General features: G+C 67.9%; 23 protein-coding genes. 17 read left to right on the top strand and 6 right to left on the bottom strand.

Features of this window, described 5'->3' with window-relative positions; translation table 11 throughout:
* The first annotated feature begins 13 nt into the window (after window positions 1-13).
* Window positions 14-940: a UDP-N-acetylmuramate dehydrogenase gene (gene murB, locus AB6806_RS06925; protein ID WP_370954343.1), complete on the top strand. Its 927-nt coding sequence runs from the start codon at window positions 14-16 to the stop codon at window positions 938-940.
* On the opposite strand, the gene AB6806_RS06920 is transcribed toward murB, so the two are convergent.
* The gene (locus tag AB6806_RS06920) at window positions 915-1805 is read right to left on the bottom strand and encodes an EamA family transporter (RefSeq protein ID WP_113252480.1); all 891 of its coding nucleotides are present in this window, start codon (window positions 1803-1805) and stop codon (window positions 915-917) included. The two genes, murB and AB6806_RS06920, sit on opposite strands and share 26 nt — an antisense overlap.
* A 151-nt stretch (window positions 1806-1956) precedes the next feature.
* Here AB6806_RS06920 and AB6806_RS06915 point away from each other — a divergent pair, with 151 nt between their 5' ends.
* From AB6806_RS06915 to recN, 8 genes are all read left to right on the top strand, one after another.
* Window positions 1957-2418 carry a MarR family winged helix-turn-helix transcriptional regulator gene (locus AB6806_RS06915; RefSeq protein ID WP_370954342.1) on the top strand — a complete coding sequence of 154 codons (462 nt, stop codon included), beginning with the start codon at window positions 1957-1959 and terminating at the stop codon, window positions 2416-2418.
* 233 nt (window positions 2419-2651) lie between these two features.
* Window positions 2652-3566, top strand: a complete 915-nt coding sequence (locus AB6806_RS06910; RefSeq protein WP_370954341.1) for a D-alanine--D-alanine ligase — start codon at window positions 2652-2654, stop codon at window positions 3564-3566.
* Window positions 3567-3571: 5 nt separating this feature from the next.
* Window positions 3572-4501: a cell division protein FtsQ/DivIB gene (locus AB6806_RS06905; RefSeq protein ID WP_248311085.1), complete on the top strand. Its 930-nt coding sequence runs from the start codon at window positions 3572-3574 to the stop codon at window positions 4499-4501.
* Between the two features lie 32 nt (window positions 4502-4533).
* Window positions 4534-5829, top strand: a complete 1296-nt coding sequence (gene ftsA / locus AB6806_RS06900) for a cell division protein FtsA (protein WP_038360020.1) — start codon at window positions 4534-4536, stop codon at window positions 5827-5829.
* Between the two features lie 163 nt (window positions 5830-5992).
* A complete protein-coding gene (gene ftsZ / locus AB6806_RS06895; RefSeq protein ID WP_142021803.1) occupies window positions 5993-7681 on the top strand; it encodes a cell division protein FtsZ in 1689 nt (562 codons plus the stop codon).
* Between the two features lie 299 nt (window positions 7682-7980).
* Entirely contained in the window at window positions 7981-8928 is a 948-nt protein-coding gene (gene lpxC, locus AB6806_RS06890; protein ID WP_142021804.1) for a UDP-3-O-acyl-N-acetylglucosamine deacetylase, read from the top strand.
* 290 nt (window positions 8929-9218) lie between these two features.
* Window positions 9219-10082: an outer membrane protein assembly factor BamD gene (locus AB6806_RS06885; protein ID WP_051987492.1), complete on the top strand. Its 864-nt coding sequence runs from the start codon at window positions 9219-9221 to the stop codon at window positions 10080-10082.
* 58 nt (window positions 10083-10140) lie between these two features.
* The gene (recN, locus tag AB6806_RS06880; RefSeq protein WP_142021805.1) at window positions 10141-11823 is read left to right on the top strand and encodes a DNA repair protein RecN; all 1683 of its coding nucleotides are present in this window, start codon (window positions 10141-10143) and stop codon (window positions 11821-11823) included.
* Here recN and aidB read toward each other — a convergent pair whose 3' ends face one another.
* Window positions 11824-12648 (bottom strand): AidB family quorum-quenching N-acyl homoserine lactonase, encoded by an 825-nt coding sequence (gene aidB, locus AB6806_RS06875; protein ID WP_142021806.1) that lies wholly within the window; start codon window positions 12646-12648, stop codon window positions 11824-11826.
* A gap of 231 nt (window positions 12649-12879) precedes the next feature.
* Between aidB and AB6806_RS06870 the strand changes: the two genes are divergently transcribed.
* Window positions 12880-14988, top strand: a complete 2109-nt coding sequence (locus AB6806_RS06870; protein WP_142021807.1) for a DEAD/DEAH box helicase — start codon at window positions 12880-12882, stop codon at window positions 14986-14988.
* A 393-nt stretch (window positions 14989-15381) separates the two neighbouring features.
* Here the strand turns inward: AB6806_RS06870 and AB6806_RS06865 are convergent, their stop codons facing one another.
* Window positions 15382-16173, bottom strand: a complete 792-nt coding sequence (locus tag AB6806_RS06865) for a DUF2189 domain-containing protein (protein ID WP_038358853.1) — start codon at window positions 16171-16173, stop codon at window positions 15382-15384.
* Window positions 16174-16410: 237 nt separating this feature from the next.
* On the opposite strand from AB6806_RS06865, the gene ligA reads away from it, so the two are divergent.
* On the top strand, window positions 16411-18591 hold the full coding sequence (gene ligA, locus AB6806_RS06860; protein WP_142021808.1) for an NAD-dependent DNA ligase LigA: 2181 nt from the start codon (window positions 16411-16413) through the stop codon (window positions 18589-18591).
* 141 nt (window positions 18592-18732) lie between these two features.
* On the opposite strand, the gene AB6806_RS06855 is transcribed toward ligA, so the two are convergent.
* Window positions 18733-19725 (bottom strand): AraC family transcriptional regulator, encoded by a 993-nt coding sequence (locus AB6806_RS06855; protein WP_038358849.1) that lies wholly within the window; start codon window positions 19723-19725, stop codon window positions 18733-18735.
* Window positions 19726-19793: 68 nt separating this feature from the next.
* Here AB6806_RS06855 and AB6806_RS06850 point away from each other — a divergent pair, with 68 nt between their 5' ends.
* The 4 genes from AB6806_RS06850 to AB6806_RS06835 all read left to right on the top strand — a co-directional run bounded on the left by AB6806_RS06850 (window position 19794) and on the right by AB6806_RS06835 (window position 23037).
* Window positions 19794-21038 (top strand): MFS transporter, encoded by a 1245-nt coding sequence (locus AB6806_RS06850; protein ID WP_142021809.1) that lies wholly within the window; start codon window positions 19794-19796, stop codon window positions 21036-21038.
* A gap of 97 nt (window positions 21039-21135) precedes the next feature.
* Entirely contained in the window at window positions 21136-21999 is an 864-nt protein-coding gene (locus tag AB6806_RS06845; protein ID WP_166652988.1) for an AraC family transcriptional regulator, read from the top strand.
* 25 nt (window positions 22000-22024) lie between these two features.
* Window positions 22025-22741 carry an AzlC family ABC transporter permease gene (locus tag AB6806_RS06840; RefSeq protein ID WP_142021811.1) on the top strand — a complete coding sequence of 239 codons (717 nt, stop codon included), beginning with the start codon at window positions 22025-22027 and terminating at the stop codon, window positions 22739-22741.
* Window positions 22738-23037 carry an AzlD family protein gene (locus tag AB6806_RS06835; RefSeq protein WP_142021812.1) on the top strand — a complete coding sequence of 100 codons (300 nt, stop codon included), beginning with the start codon at window positions 22738-22740 and terminating at the stop codon, window positions 23035-23037. Before AB6806_RS06840 ends, AB6806_RS06835 begins: the two co-directional genes overlap by 4 nt.
* 214 nt (window positions 23038-23251) lie before the next feature.
* On the opposite strand, the gene AB6806_RS06830 is transcribed toward AB6806_RS06835, so the two are convergent.
* Window positions 23252-25087, bottom strand: coding sequence for an aminopeptidase P family protein (locus AB6806_RS06830; RefSeq protein WP_370954340.1), 1836 nt, complete (start codon window positions 25085-25087; stop codon window positions 23252-23254).
* Window positions 25088-25384: 297 nt separating this feature from the next.
* Here AB6806_RS06830 and AB6806_RS06825 point away from each other — a divergent pair, with 297 nt between their 5' ends.
* The gene (locus AB6806_RS06825; RefSeq protein WP_112763979.1) at window positions 25385-25627 is read left to right on the top strand and encodes a hypothetical protein; all 243 of its coding nucleotides are present in this window, start codon (window positions 25385-25387) and stop codon (window positions 25625-25627) included.
* A 49-nt stretch (window positions 25628-25676) separates the two neighbouring features.
* On the top strand, window positions 25677-25805 hold the full coding sequence (locus tag AB6806_RS06820) for a hypothetical protein (RefSeq protein ID WP_260368406.1): 129 nt from the start codon (window positions 25677-25679) through the stop codon (window positions 25803-25805).
* A gap of 55 nt (window positions 25806-25860) precedes the next feature.
* Here the strand turns inward: AB6806_RS06820 and AB6806_RS06815 are convergent, their stop codons facing one another.
* Window positions 25861-26808, bottom strand: a complete 948-nt coding sequence (locus AB6806_RS06815) for a 50S ribosomal protein L11 methyltransferase (RefSeq protein ID WP_370954339.1) — start codon at window positions 26806-26808, stop codon at window positions 25861-25863.
* Window positions 26809-26849: the final 41 nt, after the last annotated feature.

The following is a 26849-nucleotide window of genomic DNA, read 5'->3' as shown; positions in this document are numbered from 1 at the left end:
CTAAAGCGACGCCATGCCCTTCGCAGACCTCTCCTCCGACATCCGTGCCGCGGCTCCCGATCTGCGGGGCCGGCTCCTGCCGAATCAGGATCTCTCCGCCCTGACCTGGTTTCGGGTCGGGGGGGCGGCGCAACTCCTGTTCACGCCGGCCGACGAAGACGATCTCGCCTATCTGCTCTCGAAGCTGCCGGCGGAGATTCCGGTCACGGTGGTCGGGCTCGGCTCCAACCTGATCGTGCGCGACGGCGGGATTCCCGGTCTCGTCATCCGGCTCGGCGGCAAGGGTTTCACCGAAATCGCTGTCGAACCGGGCGATCGGCTCCGGGCCGGGACGGCGGTGCCGGACGTCAAGGTGGCCCGCGCGGCGGCCGACGCTTCGCTCGACGGGCTTGCCTTCTTTCGCGGCATTCCCGGCTCGATCGGCGGGGCGTTGCGGATGAATGCCGGTGCCCATGGCGGCGAGACCACCGATGTGCTGGTCGAGGCGCGCGGCGTCACCCGCAAGGGCGAGCTCGTGAAGCTCAGCCATGCGCAGATGGGCTTCACCTATCGCAACAGCGCGGAGGCGACCCGCGAGATCATCTTCACCTCCGCTCTGTTCCAGGGGCGGCCGGGCGAGCAGGCTGCGATCCAGGCCGAGATGGACCGGGTGACGCAGGCGCGCGAGGCGGCGCAGCCGATCAAGGAGCGCACCGGCGGCTCGACCTTCAAGAACCCGGAAGGCGGCAAGGCCTGGCAACTCATCGACGCCGCTGGCTGCCGCGGCCTGCGCATCGGCGGGGCGCAGGTGTCGGAGATGCATTGCAACTTCCTGATCAACACCGGCGGCGCGACGGCCGCCGATGTCGAAGGGCTCGGCGAGGAGGTTCGCCGCCGGGTCAAGGAGCATTCCGGCTTCGAGCTGCAGTGGGAGATCAAGCGGATCGGGGTTGCGGCCTAGCAGCCGCTGCCGCGGCCCGGCGCGAGAGCAGCATGCCCGTGATCGTCGAGCCCAGGATGACCGCGATGCCGAGGAGCTGGACACCACCCAGCCACTGCCCGAGCAGGACGGCGCCGAGAATGGTCGCGACCGTCGGGCTGAGCAGGCCGAGGAAGGCGACGCTGGCGCCGAGCGTGGTGATGCCCCTGACCCAGAGCCAATAGGCGAGGGCAGTGCCGACGAGCACAAGATAGCCGAGGCCGATTCCGTTCAGGATCGTCGGTGCTGGCGGCAGCCCTTCGACCAACAGCGCCACCGGCAGCAGGATCAGCCCGCCCAGGGTGAGTTGCCAGGCTGCCAGCGCCAGGGGCGAGCCCATCTTGCCCCAGCGCTCGATCAGGACCGTTCCCGTCGCCATGGAAGCGGCGCTGGCGAGGCCGGCGACGATGCCGACGGCATCCAGCTTCGCTTGCGGATCGAGCACCAGCAAGGCGACACCGATGAGGCCGGCGAGCGCTGCGAGGATCTGCCCGCGGCCTGGGCGCCGGCCGAGCAGGGGCCAGGCCAGCAGGCCGACGATCAACGGCTGCGTCGACCCGACCGTCGCGGCGAGCCCTCCGGGGAGGCGCGCGGCGCTGACGAAAAGCAGTGCGAAGAAGATGCCGATATTCGCGAGACCCAGAGCGGACAGCGGCAACAGCTTGTCGCGTGGCGGCAGGCCGGGGCCGAGGGCCATCAGCAGCAGGCCGGCCGGCAGCGCCCGCAACGCGCCGACAAGCAGTGGGTGATCGACCGGAAGCGTCTGGGTGAAGACGATATAGGTCGAACCCCAGAGGCAAGGCACGAGAATGGTGGTCAGCAGGGTTCTGTTCAGGTTGAGCGACATGGCGACCTCCGGTGCCGCAGAGCTTGGCTTCCGCGTGCGCCGACGCTATCTTTGTTCGACGTCATATATTTCGATATCAAAATATATGACGTGAAAATATTTGCAAGGAGCGAAGATGGAGCGGGATCGACCCGGGCCTCAGGGTGGTGCGATGGATTCGATCCTCGCACAGTGGCGGCGCGAGCGGCCTGACCTCGACACGAGCGTCATGGCTGTTTGCGGCGACCTGTGGCGTGCTGCGGACCGGGTGCGCGATGGGGTTGCTGCCAATCTCGCGGCCGATGATCTCGATCTTGCTGGTTTCGACGTGCTGCTGACCCTGCGCCGGCAGGGGAAGGGGCAGGCCCTGTCGCCGTCCGAGCTCGCCCAGGACATGATGATCTCGACCTCTGCGATGACGAACCGTCTCGACCGGTTGCAGAAGCGGGGGCTGATCGAGCGGCTCGCGGACCCGGAGGATCGGCGGGCGCTGCGCGTCGTGCTGACCGAGGCCGGCTACGTGCTGGCGGAGCGAATCGTCGTCAGCCATGTCGCGACCGAGGAACGATTGGTCAGCGCGCTTTCAGAGGAGGAGCGGGCGGAGCTGAGGCGGCTGCTCGCGAAGATCGGCTAGCGGCTGCTGATTCTCAGAAGAAGCACTGCCGTCATCCCGGGGCTTCGCTTCGCTCCAGCCGGGATGACCCGCGTTTCATTGAAAACACATGTGCTCGATCCCGCCGCGAATGGGTTCCGCAGGGTCTGGCTCCAAAACGCCGATGCCGCCCCTTAACGCGGCGTTCGTCATGGTTAACTCCCCGTTAACCAAGTTTAACGAGGTTGGACCCAACGCAGCGGCGCGGGGCTCCGATGATCGAACATGTTGCAGTGCTGATGGGGGGATGGTCCGTCGAGCGGGAGGTCAGCCTCAACAGCGGTGCGGCCTGCTCCCGCGCCCTGGAAGGGCAGGGCTATCGCGTCACCCGCGTCGACGTGCAGCGCGACATCGCCGAGGTGCTGGCGAAGCTGAAGCCGGATGTCGCCTTCAATGCCCTGCATGGCCGCTTCGGCGAGGATGGCACGATCCAGGGCGTGCTCGAGATCCTGCGCATTCCCTATACCCATTCCGGCGTGCTGGCCTCGGCGCTGGCGATCCGCAAGGACCGGGCGAAGACGGTGGTGAAGGCGGCTGGCGTCCCGGTCGCGCATGGCGTCAACGTCTCGCGATTCGCGGCCGCGAAGAGCCATGTCCTGCCGCCGCCCTATGTGCTGAAGCCGGTCGACGAGGGCTCCTCCGTCGGCGTCGTGATCGTCAAGAAGGGGCGGGAGCACCCGCCGCAGGAGATCGCCCGGCCGGACTGGCCTTGCGGCGAGATGCTGCTGGCGGAGACCTTCATCGCCGGGCGCGAGCTGACCTGCGCCGTGATGGGCGGCCGGTCGCTGGGTGTGACCGAAATACAAGCCGCAACTGGTGAATTCTACGACTATGACGCGAAGTACGCAAAAGGTGGCTCGATCCACATCTGTCCGGCTCAAATTTTACCGAAAATTTACCAGCAGATCGAAGAGTGTGCGTTAACGGCGCATCAAGCAATCGGATGCCGGGGCGTCAGCCGATCTGATTTCCGCTACGACGACGAGAGCGACACGCTCGTCTGGCTGGAAATCAATACGCAGCCCGGGATGACCGAGACCAGCCTGGTGCCCGAACTGGCTGCCCATGCGGGCCTGAATTTCGGTGAGCTCGTCAAATGGATGGTGCAGGACGCCTCCCTCGATCGGTGAAAGCGATGACGGCGAAAACCTCCTCGCGCCAGCCGGTCGCGGCTACCGGCCCGCAACTGCTGATCGGCAGTGAGCGACAGGGACGCTGGATGCGGCGCCCGCGCCGCTCGGCCACGCCCCTGGCCGAGCGCATCCCGCGCGGCATCGGCTCCTGGCTGGCGCTCGGCTACCTCGCGCTCAGCCTCGGCAGCGGTTTCGTCATCGGCGGCCAGTATCAGGCGATGCAGGACGCCAATGGCGCGCCGCAGCACATGATCGCGCGCATGCTCGGCTTCGGCATCGACCGCGTCACGATCTCGGGCCTCTGGGGGCTGTCGGAGCAGGAGGTGCTCGTTGCCGCCGGCATCGATTCGAAGACCTCGCTGATGTTCTTCGACGCCGACGAGGCGCGCCGGCAGCTCGAGGCCAACCCGCTGATCCGCGAGGCGCAGGTGCGCAAGCTCTATCCGGGCGAGATCTCGATCTCGCTGACCGAGCGCGAGCCCTATGCGCTCTGGCAGGTCAAGGGCGAGCTTTTCGTGATCGCGGCTGATGGCACGGTGATCGACAAGATGGATGATGGCCGCTTCGCCTTCCTGCCGCTGGTCGTGGGCAAGAATGCCAATATCCGCGCGAGCGAATATCTGGCGCTGCGCAAGGAGGCCGGTCCGCTGGCGGAGCATATCCGCGCCGGCATGCTGGTGTCCGACCGTCGCTGGGACCTCAAGCTCGATAACGGCATGGATGTGCGCTTGCCCGAGGCGAAGCCGGAGGCCGCGATCGGGCGGCTCGCTTCGCTGGAGAGCAACGACCGCATCCTCGACAAGGACGTCCTCGCCATCGACCTGCGCCAGCCGGACCGCGTGGTGATGCGCCTCTCCGAGGAGGCGGCTGCCGCCCGGGCCGAGATGCTGAAGAACCGCGCCAAGACCAAGAAGAAGGGAGGGGAGGCGTGAACCACTTCACCTCCCAGGGCCTGACCCCGCGCATGCGCCCGCTCTCGGCGCGCAAGAGCGCGACGCTGTCGATCCTCGATATCGGCACGAGCAAGGTCGTCTGCCTGATCGCCGAGCTGAACCCGGCCGAGGCCAATGAGCGGCTGCGCGGGCGCACCCATGTCGCGCGCATCATCGGCATCGGCCATCAGCGCTCGCTCGGCCTCAAGGGCGGGGCGATCATCGATCTCGAAAGCGCCGAGCGCGCCATCCGCGCCGCCGTCGACGCGGCCGAGCGCATGGCCAAGGTCGAGGTGCAGTCGGTCATCGTCAATCTGACCGGCGGGCGCATCGGCTCGCAGCACTATGCGGCCGGCGTCGATCTGCGCTCCGGCTCGGTCGGAGATGCCGACGTCAAGCGCGTCCTCGCCACCGCCGCGACCCATGCGATCCGCCCCGGCAAGGCCGTGCTCCATGCGCTGCCGACCGGCTATGCGCTCGACGGCGTGCCGGGCGTGCTCGATCCGCGCGGGCTGATCGGCGGCAAGCTCTCCGTCGACATGCATGTCGTCGCCAGCGAGGCGGCGGCTGCGCGCAACGTCATGCTGGCGGTCGAGCGCTGCCATCTCGAGGTCGAGGCGGTCGTCGCGACGCCCTATGCCTCCGGCCTTTCGGTCCTGGTCGATGACGAGGCGGAAATGGGCGTGGTCGTCGTCGATCTCGGCGGCGGCTCGACCAGCCTCGGCGTCTTCGCCGGCGGCCATCTGATGCATGCCGACGCCATCGCGGTCGGCGGCAACCATATCACCATGGACGTGGCGCGCGGGCTCTCGACCCGTGTCTCTGCGGCCGAGCGGCTGAAGACGCTGCACGGCTCCTGCATCGCCAGCGCCTCCGACGAGCGCGACATGATCGCGGTGCCGCAGGTCGACGACGACGAGCGCGACATGCCGAACCATCTCGCGAAGTCGCATCTCGTGCGCATCATCAAGCCGCGGGTCGAGGAGATTCTCGAACTGGTCCGCGACCGGCTGAACAATGCAGGCTTCTCGGCCCAGGCCGGGCGCCGCGTCGTGCTGACCGGCGGAGCCTGCCAGCTCACCGGCCTGCCCGAGGTGGCGCGGCGCATTCTCGGGGGCCAAGTTCGCACCGGTCGCCCGCTCGGCATCAAGGGATTGCCCGAAGCCGGCAAGGGGCCGGCCTTTGCGGCGGCGGTCGGCCTGCTGGTCTATCCGCAGGTCGCGCATGTCGAGCATTTCGAACCACGCGCCGCCGGCGGGCGCTATTTCGCGACCGGGACGGACGGCTATTTCTCGCGCGTCGGGCGGTGGCTGAAGGACAGTTTCTGAACCTGGCGCGGAAAAGCGGAAACGGGTTTTCCCGGATCACTACTGCAAGACCGGCCAAGTTCCAGAATTGAGTGAGTACCGCCCGCGTCAGCGGGCACGGCGTCAAACGTAGCAATCGACGGCTCCCGCCAGGCGCCGGTCAAAGGGATCAAAAGAGGCAATCATGGCGATGAATCTGCAAGCCCCGGACATCCGGGAACTCAAGCCCCGGATCACGGTCTTCGGTGTCGGCGGTGCGGGCGGCAATGCGGTCAACAACATGATCGAGGCCGGTCTCGACGGCGTCGACTTCGTCTGCGCCAACACGGATGCGCAGGCGCTGGCGCTCTCGCGCTCCTCGCGCATCATCCAGATGGGCCTCCAGGTCACCGAGGGCCTCGGCGCCGGCTCGCAGCCGGAAGTCGGGCGGGCCGCGGCCGAGGAAGTCATCGACGAGATTCGCGATCACCTGGCGGGCGCACATATGGTCTTCATCACCGCCGGCATGGGCGGCGGCACCGGCACGGGCGCTGCCCCGGCCATCGCCCGCGTCGCCCGCGACATGGGGATCCTGACCGTCGGCGTCGTCACCAAGCCCTTCCAGTTCGAGGGTCAGCGCCGCATGCGCATGGCGGAAGCGGGCATCTCCGAGCTCAACGAGGCGGTCGATACGCTGATCGTCATCCCGAACCAGAACCTGTTCCGCGTCGCCAACGAGACGACCGGCTTCGCCGACGCCTTCGGCATGGCCGACCAGGTGCTCTATTCGGGCGTCGCCTGCATCACCGACCTGATGGTCCGTCCCGGCCTCATCAACCTCGACTTCGCCGACGTGCGCGCAGTGATGCGCGGCATGGGCAAGGCGATGATGGGCACCGGCGAGGCGCAGGGCGAGAAGCGCGCGCTGACCGCAGCCCAGGCCGCGATCAACAACCCGCTGCTCGACGACATCTCGATGAAGGGCGCGCGCGGCCTGCTGATCTCGATCACCGGCGGGCGCGACATGAAGCTGTACGAGGTCGACGAGGCTGCCACCCGCATCCGCGAGGAGGTCGATTCCGAGGCCAACATCATCGTCGGCGCCACCTTCGACGAATCGCTCGAGGGCACGGTGCGCGTCTCGGTCGTCGCGACCGGCATCGACAAGCCGCTCTCGCATGTCGGCGAGTCCGACGAGACCGAAGCCCGCATTGCCCAGGTGGCCGAGCGCCTGAAGCAGGAGGCCCGCCTGCGTAGCAATGCCGCGACGCAGGCGCCCCGTCCCGCCCAGCAGCCCGCGCCGGTGATCGAGACGGCTCGTGCCGCTCCGCTCGCCGAGCCGGTTCCCGCCGCGCAGGTCACGCAGGACATCCGCATCGAGCCGATGCAGCCGCGTGCGATGATGGTCGCTGCTCCGGCGCCCGAGCCACACGCCCCGGCCGAGCCGAGCCTGCATTTCGACGAGAGCTTCATTCCGCCGGCGCCGGAGCGCGCGGTGCGCCCGACCCGCATGCCGCGGATCGAGGATCTGCCGGCTCCGGGCCAGGCCCAGCTCCACGCCCAGCGCGGCGCGCAGCCCGTGCCGCAGGTGCCGAGCGCCGTCGAGCAGAAGCGCATGTCGCTGATGCAGCGCCTTGCCTCGGTCGGTTTCGGCCGCAAGGACGAGGAGGAGCAGCACGCCGCGCCGGCGCCTGTTCCGGCGCGCCAGGCCCCGGCCATGCCGCAGGCGGCCGCGCCGAGCGCTGCCCATGCCGAGTATATGCGTCGCCCGGCGCCGCCGGCCTCGCGCCCGGCCCAGGGCCAGCTCGATCCGCATGGCCGTGCCGCGCCGACTCGCAACAGCGAAGAAGACCAGCTGGAGATTCCGGCTTTCCTGCGCCGCCAGGCGAACTGATCTCCCGGCCCGTCGCGGCCTTGTAACCAATCCCGTCGCGCAGGCTGCGCGGCGGGATTTTCGCTGTTAAAAAATCGTTATCTTTCAGCCTGTTATTGTTCCGCCCTCAAAGCTTTCCGGCTGTAACACAGCGAAAGAAAGCGTGATTTTGAGAGGCCGCCTCTAAGGCTTATGTTGCGGCCGCACCAAGAGATTGGCCTACCGGTAGCCGGCTCGATGCCGACTTCGGGAATGTCGCCGCCGGCGATCGCTGCATGGGCAGCGGACATCGGTCGTAGCGATCAGGATTGGATACCGGAATGAACTTCGATCGGCAGACGACTTTGCGGGCTGCGGTGACCCTGAGCGGGATCGGCGTGCATTCCGGCGCTCCCGCGAGCATCTGCCTCAAGCCCTCCAGCGCGAATTCCGGCATCGTCTTCCTGCGGACGGGCATCGAGGGCATGCCGCCCCAGCTCATCCACGCCAAGCACACCAAGGTCAGCGCCACCGAGCTCTGCACCGTGATCGGCGACCGCGGACCGGCCTCGGTCTCGACGATCGAGCATCTGATGTCGGCCTGCGCGGGCCTCGGCGTCGACAACGTGCTGGTCGAGATCGACGGGCCGGAGATGCCGATCATGGACGGCAGCGCCAGGGAGTTCGTCGCCGCGATCGAGGCCACGGGCCTCGTTACCCTCGCCGCGCCGCGCCGCTACCTCAAGGTTCTCCAGCCGGTTCGGATCGAGCAGGGCCGTGCCTTCGCCGAGCTGATGCCGGCCGAGCAGGGCTTCCGCCTCGACGTCGAGATCGATTTCGATACCGCTGTGATCGGCCGTCAGCGCAAGATCTTCGATCTCGACGCCAAGGCCTATGCCAGCGAGATCTCCAAGGCGCGCACCTTCGGCTTCATGCGTGATGTCGAGCAGCTCTGGAAGGCCGGCTTCGCGCTCGGCGCCTCGCTCGACAACACGGTCGCGATCGGCGACGACAAGGTCATCAATCCCGAGGGGCTGCGCTATGGCGACGAGTTCGTGCGCCACAAGGTGCTCGATGCCATCGGCGATCTGGCGCTGGCGGGCTATCCGATCATCGGCGAGTTCCGCTCCTATTGCGGCGGTCACCGCATGAATGTCCGCATCCTCGAGGCGCTTTTCGCCGACCGCGCGAATTTCGCGATCGTCGAATCCCAGCCGGTCTTCGCGCCGGCCCGCGCCGTGCAGATGTCGGCGGTTGCTCCGGCCGCCTACGCGCCCGATCTCCACTGAAATCACGCGAGCCGGAGCGCTTCGCAGAAAAGCGGAAGCGTTTTTCTGTCGAAGAAATGCCTTGGTCGCGTCGATCAGCGTCGTTTCGCCTTTCCTTCGCCCGCTTTTTGTCCGAGATGCCGCAGTGCTGCGGAATCGAGCCTTAACCGGCTTTCGGCAGTGGCGCGCGGGAGGCGTCTGAGGTAAGGCATGCTTCCCGCAGGCGGGGACGATCGAAAGAGGAAGACGACGTGAGCGTGACGCGGCAAAGCCTACCGGCAATCCATCGCGGCGTATCTCCGCGCAAGGGCATGGCCCTGGCGCTCGGCGCTGCCATGCTGCTCGGCGGCTGCGATACGCTGTCCTCGCTCAACCCCTTCGACAGGCCCGAGGTCTACAAGCCCGACCTGACCCCCACGACGCCGGCCGACAAGCTCTACAATGAGGGTCTGGCGCGCCTGCAGAACGGCGACAGCGAAGGCGCGTCCAAGAAGTTCGAGGACATCGACAAGTCAGCGCCGTTCTCGCCCTACGCCCGCAAGGGCCTGCTGATGACGGCCTACACCAATTTCCAGGCCTCGAAATGGGAAGAGACGATCACCGCTTCCAAGCGCTTCATCGCCCAGAACCCGGCGAGCCCCGATGCGGCCTACGCCCAGTACCTGATGGCGATGTCCTATTATAACCAGATCCCGGACACGACCCGCGATCAGGAGCGGACGCGGCAGGCGATCCAGGCTTTCGAGGAACTCGTCGCCCGCTATCCCAAGTCGGAATATGTGCTCGACGCCAAGGAGAAGCTCCTGGTGGCGCGCGACCAGCTCGCCGGCAAGGAGATGAATGTCGGCCGCTATTATCTCGAGAAGCGCAATTACACCGCTGCAGTGAACCGCTTCCGCGAGGTCATCATCAAGTACCAGACCACCCGCCATGTCGAGGAGGCGCTGGAGCGCCTGACCGAGGCCTATATGGCGCTGGGCATCACCAACGAAGCGCAGACCGCCGCCGCCGTGCTCGGGCATAACTTCCCGGACAGCCCGTGGTACAAGGACGCCTACAAGTTGCTGCAGAGCGGCGGCCTGGAGCCGCGCGAGGACCGTGGCTCCTATATCAGCCGCGCCTTCGACGGCTTCCAGAAGGCTGTAGGCGGCATCGTCGGGCTGGGTTCCCTCTGACGGAGCTCGCATGAGCCAGAGGCGACCCTGCCGGCTCCGAAACGCGCGCTGAACGCCCATGCTGGCGCAGCTCTCCATCCGTGACATCGTCCTGATCGACAGGCTCGATCTGAGCTTCCATGACGGGCTGAGCGTGCTCACCGGCGAAACCGGCGCGGGCAAGTCGATCCTGCTTGACGGTTTCGCGCTGGCGCTCGGCGGGCGCGGCGACGGCTCGCTCGTGCGCCATGGCGAGGCGCAAGGGCAGGTCAGCGCCGTCTTCGACCTGCCGCTCGCGCATGAGGCGCGCAAGCTCGCGCAGGCGCAGGAGATCGACACTGACGGCGATCTGATCCTGCGGCGCGTGCAATATGCCGATGGGCGCACCCGCGCTTTCATCAATGACCAGCCGGTTTCGGTTCAGATCCTGCGCATGGTCGGCGCGGCGATCGTCGAGATCCACGGCCAGCATGACGACCGGGCGCTGACCGACCCGGCCCAGCACCGGGCGCTGCTCGACGGTTTCGGCGGGCTGGAAAGCCAGGCGCAGGCTGTCGCCCAAGCCAGCGAAACGCTGAAGCGGGCACGGCAGGCCTTGCAGGCCCAGCGCCTGCGCGTCGAGGCCGCGCGCAAGGAGGCCGATTTCCTGCGCCATGCGGTCGAGGAGCTCGGCAAGCTCGCGCCGAAGCCCGGCGAGGAGGACGAACTCGCCGCCACGCGCCAGACGATGATGCAGGCCGAGAAGGTCGCGCGCGATCTCAACGAAGCCTATGAGGCGGTCGGCGGCCAGGGCTCGCCCGTGCCGATGCTCGCGGCGGTGCTGCGCCGGCTCGAACGCCGGGCCGGGCAGGCGCCGGAGCTGGTCGATCCCTCGCTCGCCGCGCTCAATACCGCCATCGTCGCGCTGGAAGAGGCCGGCGAGGCGCTCGGGGCTGCGATGCGCGCGGCGGAATACGATCCGCGCGAGCAGGAGCGCATCGAGGAACGGCTCTTCGCGCTGCGGGCGGCCGGGCGCAAATACGATGTGCCGGTCGATGGCTTGTCCGTGCTCGCGGCGACCATGGCGAGCGACCTCGCGGCGCTGGACGAGAGCGAAACCTCGCTCGGCCGGCTCGAGGCGGAGGTGAGGCAGGCGGAGGACGGTTTCACCAAGCAGGCCAAGGCGCTGTCGGAGGCCCGGAAGACGGCTGCCGCGCGGCTCGATTCGGCGGTGAAGGCGGAGTTGCCGCCGCTCAAGCTGGAACGCGCCCGCTTCATCACCCGCATCGAGAGTGACGAGAGCGCCCGCGGACCGGAGGGTTTCGACCGCGTCGAGTTCTGGGTCGAGACCAATCCGGGCACGCGGCCGGGGCCGATGATGAAGGTGGCCTCCGGCGGCGAGCTGTCGCGCTTCATGCTGGCGCTGAAGGTGGTGCTGGCGGAACGCGGCTCGGCGCCGACGCTCGTCTTCGACGAGATCGACACCGGTGTCGGCGGGGCGGTGGCGGATGCCATCGGCGAGCGGCTGGCACGGCTCGCCGACCGGGTCCAGGTGATCTCGGTGACCCATGCGCCGCAGGTCGCGGCCAAGGCCGGGCAGCATTTCCTGATCGCGAAATCGGCGGAGGAAGGCGAGGCTTCGCGCACCGTCACCCGCGTCACCGCGCTCGTCGACCAGACCCGGCGCGAGGAAATCGCCCGGATGCTCGCCGGCGCCTCGATCACCGAGGAGGCGCGGGCTGCGGCAGGGCGCCTGCTCGAGGCGGCGGGCCTGCGCGGCTGATCAGCCGGCCGGTACGAGCTTGAAGCCGGCTCCTTGCCGCCTGACCTGCCGGAAGCCGGTGACATGCCCGCCCGAGACGGTCCAGCCTGTCGCCGCAGCACGCTCCAGAATCGTGCGGCGCGAGCGGGCGGCCTGCGCCGCGTCGAGATCGTAGACGATTCCGAGATCGGGATCGGCGGCCTGCTCCTCGGCCAGATGCAGGGCGTCGCCCCAGAGCAGCAGGGCGCGCGCTTCATCGCCGATGAGGTAGCCACTATGCCCGAAGCTGTGGCCAGGCAGCGCGATCAGTTCGATGCCGGGAAGGACCTCGCCGGGCGCTGCCGGCCGGATGCGGCCGGCATAGAGGCGCTGCAAGGTCGCGGTGATGTCGAAGGCGCCGCGCTTGTTGTCCGGCGTGCCGGCCCGCTTCGCCTCGTCGCCGTAATAGCCGAGATCGGCCTGCGGAACGATGATTTCGGCTCGTGGCAGCCAGGGCTGTTCGCCATCGAACAGACCAAGCGCGTGGTCGCCATGGAGATGAGTGATCAGGACGCGATCGACCTCCTCCGGCTGGATGCCGGCGGCGACCAGCGCGGTGCGCGCATGGCCGAGCGCCGGACCCCAGGCGGAGCCGGTGCCGGCGTCGACGAGGGTGATGCCGTCCTTGCCGCGCAGCACGAAGCAGTTCACGTCGATGCTGATTTTGGGCTTGCCAAAGCGGGCGATGGCTTCGCTGCGGGCGGCCTCGCCGGCCTGATGGATCATGACGTCCGACGGCGCTTCGAAAATGCCGTCGAGCAAGGTGATGACGTCGTATCCGCCGAAACGGTGGGCTTGCGCACTCATCGCAGTGTCTCCTGTCCGATGCTGGCCTAGCCGCCGGCACCGGGGGGCGGCAATGTTGCCCGGCAGAGAGCAGCCCTGCACCGGGCGCGCGAATCCTCCATTTCCTTTTGGCGCGTCTTGCTTTATGAGCCGTTTTCGATTGACGGCTTGCAGGTGCTGTCCGCGCCGCTTTCCCGTCACCCCCAGTTTCGCGACCTCTCGCGTTTCGAGCCTCAGATTTAGGCCTTCCACATGTCCTTCTCCCTCACGAGCCCGCCGCTCGCGCGTGCGCTCGCCGAACGCAATTACTCCGAACCGACGCCGGTGCAGAACGCCGTGCTGGAGGAGGCCGCGCGCGGCCGCGACCTGCTGGTTTCCTCGCAGACCGGCTCGGGCAAGACCATCGCCTACGGGCTTGCCATCGGCGAGACCCTGCTGGGCGACGGCGAAAAGCTCGGCCGGGCCGCAGCGCCCCTCGCGCTGATCATCGCGCCGACCCGCGAACTGGCCCTCCAGGTGCAGCGGGAACTGGCCTGGCTCTACGAACATGCGGGAGCGCGGGTGATCTCCTGCGTCGGCGGCATGGACCCGCGCCGCGAGGCGATGCTGCTCGACGAGGGCGCGCATATCGTCGTCGGCACGCCCGGCCGCCTGCGCGACCATATCGAGCGTCGCCGTCTCGACGTCTCGGCGCTCAAGGCCGTGGTGCTCGACGAGGCCGACGAGATGCTCGATCTCGGCTTCCGCGACGATCTCGAATTCATCCTGAAGACGACCCCCGAGGGGCGCCGCAGCCTGCTGTTCTCGGCGACCTTCCCGAAGGCCATCGTGCAGCTCGCGCAGAGCTACCAGCACGATGCGCTGCGCATCGAGGTGGAAGCGGCGCGGCGCGGCCATGCCGACATCGCCTACAAGGCCGTGCGCGTCTATCCCAAGGAGGCGGAGCTCGCGGTCGTCAACCTGCTGCGGTTCCACGACGCGCCGGTGGCGCTGGTCTTCTGCAACACGCGCAATGCCGTGCGCCATCTCGAAGCCATCCTGCTTGAGCGCGGTTTCGCCGCCGTCGCCCTCTCGGGCGAACTCGGCCAGAACGAGCGCAACGCCGCCCTGCAGGCGCTGCGCGACGGGCGGGCACGGGTCTGCGTCGCGACCGATGTCGCCGCGCGCGGTATCGACCTGCCGGGGCTCGACCTCGTCATCCATGCCGAACTGCCCAACGACGCCGAGGTGATGCAGCATCGCTCGGGCCGGACGGGGCGCGCCGGCAAGAAGGGCACCAGCGTCGTGCTGGTGCCGCAGTCACGCCGGCGCAAGGCCGAGCGGCTGCTGATGGAAGGCAAGGTCGAGGCCGAGTGGATCGGCCCGCCGACGCCGGAGGAGATTCGCGCGCTCGATCAGGAGCGGCTGCTCAAGGATCCGATGCTCTCGGGCGACGAGGGCGAGGATGATGCCGGCATGGTCGAGGCGCTGATGGCCGGCCGCGAGGCGCGCGAGATCGCGGCGGCGCTGGTCAGGCTCTATCGTTCGCGCCTGCCGGCGGCCGAGGAGGCGGGCGATCCCGGCTTCGGCCGCGACGAGCGCCGGCCGGCGCGCAGCCATGACGATTACGCGACGCCGCGCGAGCGCTTCGCCGCCGGACGCGAGGACAGCCCCCGCGCCGACGGGCCGCGCAAGGGCGGCCCGCGTGGCGACACGGTCTGGTTCCGCCTCAATGTCGGGCGCAGGGACGGCGCCGATCCGCGCCAGTTGCTGCCGATGCTGTGCCGGCGCGGCAAGATCACGCGCGACGAGGTCGGCGCGATCCGCATTTTCGACCGTGAGACCAAGGTCGAGATCGATGCCGATGTGGCGGAGCGCTTCTATGAGCTCGCCAAGGCGGTGGATCGTGACAAGGTCATGATCGAGCCTGTGACGGGCGAGGACGAGCGCCGTCCTGCGAAGCCCTTCGCCGAGAAGGCGAGCCATGCTCCGGCCCCCTATCAGCGCAAGGCGCGCGACGAAGGCGTGGCCGGGGAGCCTCGCGAGGCGCGTGGCTATGAGAAGAAGCCGTTCGCCAAAAAGCCTTATGACGGCAAGGGCAAACCCTTCGCGGATAAGCCCTTCGCCGGCAAGCCCGCAGCGGGCAAGTCCTTCGGCGGATCGAAATCCTACGATCCCGTCCGCAGCGACCGCGATCCGTCGGCGGAGCCGCGCGCGCCCTGGTCGGAGACCGGCAAGCCGCATGGCGGAAAACCCTATGCCGGCAAGAAGCCCGCTTTCTCTGGGAAGCCCGGCGGCGCCAGGAACGATGGGCCCGGTGCGCGCGGGCCGGCCGGCAAGCCGTTCAAGAGCAAGAAGCCCCGGCGCGACGATCGCGGCTGATCGCCATCATCGCCCGCAACGGAGCTGGCTCGTTCAGCCCCGGCGGCACCTCTCCGCTCAGCGCAGGCCGAGGAAGGAGAGGATGGCGAGGACGACGACGATCAGGCCGACGAGGTAGATGATATTGTTCACGAAAGCCCCCTGACTGAAGTGGGCCGTGAGGCCCGATCTACGGAAATGAACCGTATTCAGGGGTGAAAGGTTCCCGCTGGAAAATCGGGAGCAACGGTCACGAAACGCGCGTCATCCCGGACGAAGCGAAGCGGAGATCCGGGATCCACGCCTGAACCTTGATCGGAAAGGCTCCGGCATGAATCCCGGATCGGCGCCGCCAAAGGCGGCACGTCCGGGAGGACGCGTGTCCCGACCCGTAGGCGTCGGCCGGCCGACCGCTCAGGCCACCACCTTGCGGTAGAGATGCCAGGTCGCGTGGCCGAGAACCGGCATCACCACGATGAGGCCGACCAGCACGGGCAGGCAGCCGAGCACCAGAAGCCCGGTGACGATCAGGCCCCAATACATCATCACGCGTGGATTGGCCTCGACCGCCGCGATCGAGGTGCGGACCGCCGTCGGCATGTCGACATGGCGGTCGATGATGAGCGGGAAGGCCACCACCGAGATCGAGAAGGCGAGGATGGCGAAGAGCAGGCCGACCGAATTGCCGACGATGATCATGATCCAGCCGTCGAAGGTGGTGAAGGTGGCGCGCAGGAAATCCGCCGTCGAGACATCGGCGGGCAGGCCGAGCTGGGCGCGGTAGATCAGCCAGGCGCAGGCGAGCCAGGCAAGGAAGAGCCCGGTCAGCAACACGCCGAGCAGCACGATCTGCCCGATCGCCGGCGATTGCAGCACGTCGAAGGCATGGCGCCAGGACGAATCCTGCCCTTGCTCGCGGCGCCGGCTGATCTCGTAGAGACCGATCGCCGCGAAGGGGCCGAGCAGGGCGAAGCCGCCGAGCAGCGGGAAGAGCAGGGGGAAGATGTTGTAGGTGACGGTGAGCTGCGCGAGCAGCACGCCGGCGACCGGATAGATCAGCGCGACGAAGACGAGATGACTCGGCTGCGCCTTGAAATCCTCCCAGCCGCGCCAGAGTGCATCGCGCAGATCCATCGTCGTGATGGTGTGGACATGTGGCTCCACCGCTCTGCCGAGGTGATGAACGGTGCCGTCAAGATTGGCCATGGCGTATCTCCCGGTTCCGGCCCGGTTCGCCAAAAAGCCGTCGACATGTTCCTTGGCGTCAACGGCCTTCAGGCGTCGAGCTTCCAATTCCCAGTTCACGGATAATACACGCCGAAGCGGGTTTTGTTGCAAGCCGTCGCGCGGATGTGACGAGATAAGGGGTCCGGGGATGGGCGGCAGTCACCGGGATCGCTGCTGCCCTTTCTCGACAGCGCCTTCTCGCCTAATGCTTCCCGCATGAGCGACACTGACGACAACGCCCCTTCCGAAACGCCGGTCGCCGAGCTGACGCCGCGCCGGGCCAGGCTTGAGCACAAGCGGCTCGCCGCCGAGGTGCAGGCGGCGAACGACGCCTATTTCCAGGACGACCAGCCCATCATGGACGACGCGGCCTATGACGCGAAGCGTCGGCGGCTCGTCGCGCTGGAGGAGGCCTTCCCCGAGCTGAAGGAGAGCGGCGGCGTCAGCAGCAAGGTCGGCGCCAGGCCATCCGGCAAATTCGCCAAGATCCGGCATCGCGTGCCGATGCTCTCGCTCGACAATGCCTTCTCGGACGAGGCCGTCGCGGAGTTCGTCCAGCGCGTCTATCGCTTCCTCGGCCGCAAGGAAGAGGCGGGCGGCATCGCCTTCACCGCCGAGCCGAAGATCGACGGGCTCTCGCTCTCGCTGCGCTACGAGAAGGGCGAGCTGGTCGCGGCGGCGACGCGCGGCGACGGTGAGGAAGGCGAAGACGTCACCGTCAATGCCCGCACCATTTCCGAAATTCCCGGGGCGCTCGCCGGGCCGGATGTGCCGGAGATCGCCGAGGTGCGCGGCGAGGTCTATCTCGGCCATGCCGATTTCGCGGGGATCAATGAGCGTCAACGCGAGAAGGGGCTGCCCGAATTCGCCAATCCGCGCAACGCCGCCGCCGGCTCGCTGCGGCAGCTGGATGTCAGCGTTACCGCCTCGCGACCCTTGCGTTTCTTCGCCTATGCCTGGGGCGAGATGCCGGTGCTGCCGGCGCCGACCCAGATGGGCGTGGTCGAGGCCTTCAGGCGCTGGGGCTTTCGCACCAACCCGCTGATGAAGCGTTGCGAGACCGTGGCCGAGCTGGTGGCGCAGTACCGGCTGATCGAGAGCCAGCGCGCCACGCTCGGCTACGATATCGACGGCGTGGTTTACAAGGTCGACGATCTCGCCTTGCAGGCGCGCCTCGGCTTCGTCTCGCGGGCGCCGCGCTGGGCGATCGCGCACAAGTTCCCGGCGGAGCTGGCGACCACGATCCTGGAGGCCATCGACATTCAGGTCGGTCGTACCGGCGCGCTCTCGCCGGTGGCGCGGCTGAAGCCGGTCACGGTCGGCGGCGTCGTGGTGACGAACGCGACGCTGCACAACGAGGACTACATCAAGGGCTTCGATTCCAAGGGGCTGCCGATCCGCGACGGCACCGATATCCGCATTGGCGACACGGTGACGGTGAAGCGGGCCGGCGACGTCATCCCGCGCGTCGAGGCCGTGGATCTGTCGAAGCGGCCGGCGGATTCCAAGCCGTACGAGTTCCCGACGCTCTGCCCGGCCTGCGGCAGCCATGCCGTGCGCGAGCATAATCCGCGCTCCGGCAAGGAGGATGCGGTGCGCCGCTGCACCGGCGGTTTGATCTGCCCGGCGCAGACGATGGAGCGGCTGAAGCATTTCGTCTCGCGCGATGCGCTCGACATCGACGGGCTCGGTGACAAGCAGATCGAGTTCTTCCACAGCGACCCCGATCTGCCGGTGAAGGAGCCGGCCGACATCTTCACGCTCGCCCGGCGCGACGAGGCCAATTTCAAGAAGCTCAAGGACAAGGAAGGTTTCGGCGCGGTCAGCGCGAAGAAGCTGTTCGAGGCGATCGAGGCAGCGCGGACGCCGCCGCTCAACCGGCTGATCTTTGGGCTCGGCATCCGCCATGTCGGCGAGACCAATGCGCGGCTGCTTGCGCGCCATTACGGTTCCTTCGAGACCCTGCGCGAGACGCTTGCCGCCGCGGCCGATCCGGCCTCGCCGCAACGGCAGGAACTCGACGCCATCGACGGCGTTGGCCCGACCGTGGTCGAGGCGCTGCTGCAGTTCTTCGGCGAGCCGCATAATCAGGACCTGCTCGACCGCTTGCTGGAGCAGGTTCAGCCGCAGCCGCTGGAGGCTGTCGCCACGACGAGCCCGGTCGCGGGCAAGACGGTGGTCTTCACCGGCGCGCTGGAGCGGATGACGCGCGACGAGGCAAAGGCGATGGCGGAGCGACTCGGCGCGAAGGTGGCCGGCTCGGTGTCGTCGAAGACCGATCTGCTGGTCGCGGGGCCGGGCGCCGGCTCGAAGCTCAAGGACGCGGCCAAGCATGGCGTCGAGGTGATCGACGAGGCCGGCTGGTTCGAGCTGATCGGTGGAGGCGGCGGAGCCTGAGCCCGAAATCAATGACCGTAACGTTTGCCGTCATGGTCGGGCTTGTCCCGACCATCCACGTCTTCGCTGGTCGAAGGTCGTGTTCAAGGCGTGGATGCTCGCCACAAGGGCGAGCATGACGGAGACTGGATCGCCCGCCGACTACTCAGCCGCCGCCGTGAAGATCGCCGGCGGCGGGGCGCCCGCTGCCCGCACCTGGCTCGGGGCCGAGCCGGTGATGCGCTTGAAGGCGCGGCTGAACGAGGCTTCCGATTCATAGCCGAGCCGCTGCGCCACCACGGCGATGCGCATCCTGTCCCGCGCCAGCCATTGCCGGGCCTGATGCATGCGGACCTGGGCGACATAGCGGGCCGGCGTCTCGCCCACCACGCTGGCGAAGCGCTCGGCGAAGCCGGAGCGCGAGGCGCCCATCAGTTCGGCGAGGCTTTCCACCGTCCAGTCCGCTTCGGGATGGGCATGGATCGCCGCCAGCACCCGGCCGATCTGCGGGCAGCGCGCCGCCGCGATCCAGCCCTTGTCCTCGCCGCAGCCGTTCTCGACCCAGCCGCGGATGATGGTGGCGGCGATGACGTCCGCGAGCCGGGCGAGGATGCCGCCGGCGCCGACGCGGTCCATGCAGACCTCGCGGCCCATCGCCTCGAGCAGATGCGGTATGCCGGGCTCGTTGGCGGCGAAATCATACATCCGCATCACGTCGGGCATCAGCCGCAGCAGTGGATGGTCGGCATCGACGTTGAAGGTCATGCTGCCGCTGAAGAGCAGCATGGGCTCGCCGTCGCTGCCGCCGCCCTCGAGTTCGGTGATATCGCCACAATGCTGCTTCACCGCGCAGTCGCAAGGCGGCGAGGGCGTCACAGCCGGCGCGCTCGCCAGCACATGCGCGCCGCCGCGCGGCAGGAGCAAGGCGTCGCCGTCGCGCAGTTCCAGCCAGTCGCCTGTCGGCATCTTCAGCCAGCAGCCGCGCTGGGCAATGAAGTAGAAGCGCGCTGCGCGGCAGGGCGGGAAGGCGATGGCCCAGGGCGAGGCCATCTGGCAGCGGCTGTAGTCGACGCCGTCGAGCCTGAGCCCGCGCAACATCTCGGTGAGATGGTCGGCAGAGTGCGATGCAGCATATTTGGACGAAAGATCATTCATTCCAGACAATATAGCATGGAAACTCCAGAGGGCCACGCCCATCTTCCGGCCTCCTCATGGAGACTCCCATGTCAGATTCCCTTTCCGTCACCGCGCTCGACCTCGATGAACCCATCGAGGATGCGCGCGGAAAACCGGCCTGGGCAGCGATCGTCTCGCTGACCTTCGGCGTCTTCGGCCTTGTCACGGCCGAGTTCCTGCCCGCCAGCCTGCTGACGCCGATGGCCGCCGACATCGGCGTCTCGGTCGGCGCCGCCGGGCAGGCCGTGACCGCCACCGCCGTGGTCGGCGCCATCGCCGGCCTTGCGGCGGCCATCGTGACGCGCGGCGTCGACCGGCGCATCGTGATCTGGTCGCTGACCGGCCTGCTGATCCTGTCGAGCGCGCTCGCCGCCGTCGCCACCAATCTGCCGACGCTGCTCTTCGCCCGCGTCCTGCTCGGCATCGGGCTCGGTGCCTTCTGGTCGATGGTGGCGGCGACGGCGATGCGGCTCGTGCCGCCAAGCGCCTTGCCCAAGGCGATGTCGCTGATCTTCACCGGCGTTTCGATCGCGACCGTCAGCGCGGCGCCGATCGGCGCCTATGTCGGCAATCTCATGGGCTGGCGCGTCGTGTTCTGGCTCGCGGCGCTGGTCGGCGTCGCGACGCTGGTGATCCAGATGGCCGTGCTGCCCCGTCTGCCGGCTCGCGGTTCGCCCGATATCCGCACGCTGTTCCGCTTGCTCGGCCAGCCGAGCATCGCGCTGGTGCTGGTGGGCATCGTCGTGGTGATTTCCGGGCATTTCGCCGGTTTCACCTATGTCCGGCCGTTCCTCGAACAGATTCCGAAGCTGTCGGTCGAGGCGATCTCGCTGGTGCTGCTGGCCTATGGCGTCGGCGGCTTCTTCGGGAATTTCCTCGGCGGGGCGATCACCGCCCGTAGCGCCAAGGCTTCGGTGATCTTCGGCGCGCTGTTGATCGCGCTGATGGGCGCAAGCCTCCTTTTCGCCGGCACGTCGCCGATTGCCTCGGCCGTTGCCGTCGGGCTCTGGGGCTTCGCTTTCGGCGCATTGCCGGTCGGCTTCCAGACCTGGCTGGTCCGCGTCGCGCCGGAGGAGGAAGCCGAATCGGCCGGCGGCCTGCTCGTCGCCGCCTTCCAGGTCGCGATCGCGAGCGGCGCGGTCTTCGGCGGGCTTCTGGTCGATGGCTTCGGGACGCTGGGCGTCATCGCCTATGCCACGATCGCGACCTTGGTCGGCGGGCTCGGCGTGCTGCTGCTCGGTGCGAAGAGTCCCGAGCGGGTCGGGGGCAAAGCCGCCGCCCACGCCATCTGAGGCTCTGTCTCGCGGCATCGAAACAGATCGGGCGCGTGATGTGCCCGATCACTTTTCTTCAAGACAGCGGCGCAGCGGGAGGGTTTATGCTGGCGCCATGGAAGCAGTCACACAGGGCGAGACACTCTGCCTCGAACCGCTCGTCGCCGGCGAGCGGGCGAAGCTGTTTCCGGCCGAGCGTTTCGGCGGGCTGGATTGTCTCGCGGCGACCTTCCGCCGCCATGCCTATGCGCCGCACCAGCATGAAAGCTATGTGATCGGCACCATCGAGGCCGGCTGCGAGACCTTCCGTGTGCGCGGCGCGCGGTACTATGCGCGGCCGGGGCTGATCACCTTCGTCAATCCGCTGGAAACCCATGACGGCGAGCCCTATGGGCCTGGCTACAGCTATCGCATGACCTATCCCGAGACCGGGTTGATGCGCGAGGTCGCGGCTTCGCTCAGCGGCCGTGAGACGACCGGGACGCCGTTCTTTCCGGAGCCTCTCGTCGAGGATGCGGAAGGCGCTGCGCTCTTCGCCGTCGCGCATCGCGCGATCGAGGATGGCAAGGACCTGCTGGCGGGCGAGGAGATGCTGCTGCGTTTCTATGCGCATTGCCTGGCCCATCATGCCGATCTGACGGTTCGGGCCGTCGGTGCGGAGGAGGGGCCTGTCGCCAAGGCGCGCGAATTGTTCGAGGCGCGCTACGAGGAAGATCTGTCGCTGGCCGATCTGGCGCGCCTCACCGGCCTGCCGCGCCATCACCTGATCCGCGCTTTCCGGCGGGAAACCGGGCTCACCCCTCACGCCTATCTCGTCGATGTCCGTGTCAGGCGGGCGCGCGAGCGGCTGCGGCGCGGCGAGATGCCGGGCGATGTCGCAGCGGCGACCGGCTTCTGCGACCAGCCGCATCTGACGCGTGCCTTCAAGGCCCGCTTTGGCGTCACGCCCGGGGCCTTCCGGGCGGCGCATGCCGGCTGAAGCCGGCTCTTCGAAAGAAACCTCCATGTCCACGATGCGCGACGATATCAGGCGCGGCCTGAGCGATATCTGGCCGGCCGCGGTGGCAGCAGCGCCGATCGGCCTGCTCTTCGGGGCGGTGGCGGCGAGCAAGGGGCTGTCGCCGTTCGAAGTCTTCCTGATGAGCATCATGGTCTTCGCCGGTGGTGCGCAATTCGCCGCGATCGAGCTCTGGGCGAACCCGGCGCCGGTCGCCGCGTTGGTCTTCTCGACGCTGCTGATCAATGCCCGCCATGTGCTGATGGGCGCTTCGCTCGCGCCCAAGCTCCAGGGCTTCAGCCGCTGGCAGAAATTCCTCGGGCTCTACTACATGGCCGATGAGAACTGGGCGCTGGCCGAGAAGCGCGCCCGCACCCACCGCCTGACGCCGGCCTATTGGTTCGCGATGGTCATCCCCTTCGTCTCGGGCTGGCTGATCAACTCGACGCTCGGCGCGATGATCGGCGCGGTGCTGGGCGACCCCAAGCGGCTCGGCGCCGATTTCGCCTTCACGGCGCTGTTCATCGCCCTCGTCGCCGCCTTCTGGAAGGGGCGGGTGACCTTCTGGACGGTGGCCGCCGCCGGCATCGCTTCGGCCGTCACCTACCGGTTGGCTGGCCCACCCTGGCATGTCGCTGCGGGGGCGGTCTTTGGCCTGCTGGCGGCCTGGCTCGCCGCGGGCAGCGAGCCTCGGAATGTGGCGATCGAGGAGGCAGAGGCGTGAGCGTCGATCCGATCAATCTCCTCGCCTTCCTCGGCATGGCGATCGTGACCTATGCGACCCGGGTGGCGGGGCTTGCGCTCGTCGGGCGGCTCAACCTCTCGCCGCGCGCGCAGGCGGCCTTTGACGCGATCCCGCCCGCCGTGCTGATCGCGGTGATCGCGCCCAGCGCGCTTGCCACTGGCTGGGCCGAGACGGCGGCGGCGGCGATCACGGCGCTGGCCGCGACGCGGCTGCCGCTGCTCGGAGTGGTGGCTGTTGGCGTGATCGCGGTGGTCGGATTCCGCATGGTGATGTGATCCACCGTCGTCATGCTCGGGCTTGGCCCGAGCATCTCAGGACCCGCTTCGTCATTCCGGGCGACCGAAGGGAGACCCGGAATCCATCATAGGGTGCTGAGCACTCCGATGGATTCCGGATCGGCGCCGCTTCGCGGCTTGTCCGGAATGACGCTCTGCCGGTTTGGAGATTCTCGGGTCGAAGCTGTGCTTCGCCCGAGAATGACGGAGCCGATTACAACGGCCGGCAGGCCGCCTCCAGCCATTCCTTCGCCTCGCCTGCGACCAGCGGCGAAAGCTTTTCCCAGACCTTGGCATGGTAGTCGTCGACCCAGGCGATCTCGCCGTTGTCGAGCATGTTCTTCTCAATCAGCGCCCGCTCATAGGGGCACCAGGTGATCGTCTCGAAGCCGTAGATCGTGCGCTCGGCGCCGGGGATATGGCGCTCCTCGACGACGATCAGGTTCTCGATGCGGATGCCGTAATGGCCTTCCTTATAGTAGCCAGGCTCGTTGGAGAGGATCATGCCCGGCTCCAGCGGCGTGGTGCCGAGCTTGGAGAGGCGCTGCGGTCCCTCATGCACCGAGAGATAGCTGCCCACGCCATGGCCGGTGCCATGGTCGAAATCGAAGCCGCCCTGCCAGAGCGGCAGCCGCGCGAAGGCGTCGAGCTGCGCACCCGAAGTGCCCTTGACGAAGACCAGCCGGGAAATCGCGACATGGCCCTTGAGCACGCGGGTATAGCGGTCGCGCATCTCGGCGGTGGGTTCGCCGACGGCGATGGTGCGGGTGATGTCGGTGGTACCGTCCTCGTACTGCCCACCGGAATCGACCAGGAAGATGCCGGGCTCGATGCGCCGGTTGCTGGACGCCGTGACGCGATAATGCGGCAGTGCCGCATTGGGGCCGGCGCCGGCGATGGTGGTGAAGGAGACGTCCTTGAGCAGGCCGGTTTTCAGCCGCTCGTTTTCCAGCGCCGCGACCGCGTCGATCTCGGTGAGGCCGCCCTTCGGCGCCTCGCGCGCCAGCCAGGACAGGTAGTTCGTCATCACCGCGCCGTCGCGCAGATGGGCGGCGCGGCTGCCGGCGAGTTCCGCCGCGTTCTTGCGGGCCTTCATCAGGGCGATGGGGTCGGCGCCGGCATCGGGCGTGCCGCCGGCCTCGCGGATGAGCGCCGCCAGCGCCGAGGCGGCGGTCGAAGCATCGAGCCTGACCTTGGCCTTGGCGGCGCCGAGCTTCTGCAACTGCCGCTCGAGTTCGGCCGGCGGCGCGATCTCGCCGACCGCGCCGATGGCATCGCCGGCCTCGTTGGTGATCTTCTCGGGCGCGAGGAACACGGTCGGGCGGCCTTCGCGCGGCACGATGGCGTAACCCAGCGGCAAAGGCGTGTGCTCGACATCGCCGCCACGGATGTTGAAGGTCCAGGCCAGCGCATGCGGGTCTGAGACGACGAGCGCATCGACCTTGGCCTCGGCCAGCGCCTTCTGGATGCGGGCGAGCTTGGAAGCCGTGTCCTCGCCGGCATAATCGGCGCGATGCGCTTTGACGGGGGCGGCCGGCGGGGCAGGGCGGTCGCTCCAGAGCGCGTCGATCGGGTTTCTCGCGAGGGGAACGAGCGTGCCGCCGGCGGCCGCGACGGCCTTTTCCAGCTTCGCGACGCCATCGGTGGTGTGAAGCCAGGGATCGTAGCCGAGCTTGCCCCCAGCCGGCAGGTTCTGCTTGATCCAGCGCTCCAGCGGAGTCTCTTCCATGCGGACGGGCGTGACGACCTCGGTATCGGTCTGCTCGGCCGATTGGATGGTGTAGCGCCCGTCGACGATCAGCGCCGCCTTCTCGGCCAGCACCACGGCATTGCCGGCCGAGCCGGTGAAACCGGTCAGCCAGGCGAGGCGGGCCATATGGCCCGGCACATATTCGCCCTGGTGCTCGTCGGCGCGCGGCACGACGAAGCCGTCGAGGCCTTGCGCGGCCAGGGCCAGCCGCAGCGCGGCGACACGGCCGGCGACCTGCGCCGGGTCGCTCGGCTCGGTGAAGGACTGGAAGCGGCAGGTCGGGATGATCGATTCGGTCATGGCGAGGTCCGGCATAGCGTGCGCCATCGTCGCGCTCCATCGGCGAAAGCACCAGTGCAAATGCGTCGGCGTGGCGATGCCTCTTCCGTAGGACTGCGCTGCCTCGCCGATCCGCATTGTGCTGTTTCGTTATGCAATCTACGCAAATATTAACGAGATCGGACTTGTTGCATGCGTTTTGTGCATATCTCGCATATGCGAACACATCTTCTCGCAAGTGCGAAATGAGCCCATTTTAGTAGCATAAGAGAACGAGGAAGCGACCGGGACTGTCCTTCGTTTTTCGGAGATGGACCCATGACCTACGTGTTGAACAATGCCGACGTATTGCCCGTGCCCGTGGTGGCCGGGACGACGACGCGCTCGGAAAAGCCTGGCCTGCTGCGCCGGCTCCACGCTGCGATGATCGAAAGCCGCATGCGCTCGGCGGCTCGCGAGCTGCGGGCCCGCAATCTTCTCATCGATGAGGCGGGGATCGTGCTCGGCGGGATTCCGTTCGCGAGCCTGTCCAACGACCGGTCGCTGCCCTTCAACCGCTGAATCTTCGGCGCGCCTTGGGGTTTGCGCCGCAACCGAACGGAGCCACAGCATGATCGCCCTCATCAGGCATGTCGCCGAACAGATCGCCGATGCGGCGAAGTTCGCCGTCGCCGTCTGGCATGACGCCCGCAGCCTGCAGGCTGAGGCCGAGGCCAAATACGGCCGTATCGACTTCTGATATCGACGCTGACGACCGCGCGCCGCCGGGCTCCTGAAGCTCGCGGCGCCGGGGGTCAGGCAGGGCGGCGGGCCCTCGGGGCTGCGCCGCCTTTTTTCATGGTCAGCGTCGCCCAGCCTTCGCGCAGCGATTGGCTGACGAGATAGATGCCCTGGTGCCGGTAGGCCGAGGCCACGCCGGCGACATCCATCGCGAGCAGCCCCGACAGGATGAGCGTCCCGTCCGGTGACAGGGCCCGGGCGATCGAGGGGGCGAGGCGCTTCAGCGGCCAGGCGAGGATGTTGGCGAAGATCAGGTCGAAATGGCCTGTGCGGTTCGCCTTGGCATGGCGCAGGCCCGGCGCGACATAGAGATCGAGCGCGTGCGGCGCGTGGTTGAGGCGGGCGTTATGGGCGGAGACCTCGACCGCGATCGCGTCGATGTCGCCGGCAACGACCTTGCGCTTGATCTGCTTGGCGAGCGCCAGCGCCAGGATCCCCGTGCCGGTGCCGACATCGAGCCCGTGGCGCGGGCGGCGCTTCTTCAACTCGGCATCCAGAGCCAGCAGGCAGCCGGCGGTGGTGCCGTGATGGCCGGTGCCGAAGGCGAGTGCCGCCTCGATCTCGATCGATACGTCGTTGATGCGCACGACATCCCGATCATGCGCGCCATGGACGAGGACGCGGCCGGCGCGCACGGGCTTCAGCCCGTCGAGGCTGTTGGCCACCCAGTCCTGCGTATTCACGGTGCTGAACGGGGTCTCGTCGACGAGATCGCCGACGATCGGCCGCAGCAGGTCGCGCACCGCCGCTTCGTCCGGGTGGCTGGCGAAATAGATCTCGACCTTCCACGGCGCGTTCAGCGAAAGCGTGGTGACGCCTTCCTCGATCTCGAAGGCCGAGATCGCGGTCTCGGTCGGATCGAAGATCTCGCCGAGCAATTCGGTCAGGGCCCGGGCCTTCTCGCCCGAGGTGGAGAGTTCGAAGACGGTCGCGACCGTCGCTGGCAGAAGGCCTTCGCGCATGCGCTGCCCATAGCAGGGCGGATGAGGGATGTCATGGCTGT

The organism is Allobosea sp. RCC_152_1 (genome assembly GCF_041360765.1).
Lineage (GTDB): Bacteria > Pseudomonadota > Alphaproteobacteria > Rhizobiales > Beijerinckiaceae > Allobosea > Allobosea spartocytisi.
The sequence above is the reverse complement of the archived record's forward strand: the minus strand, read 5'-3'. Positions and strand labels throughout refer to the sequence as shown.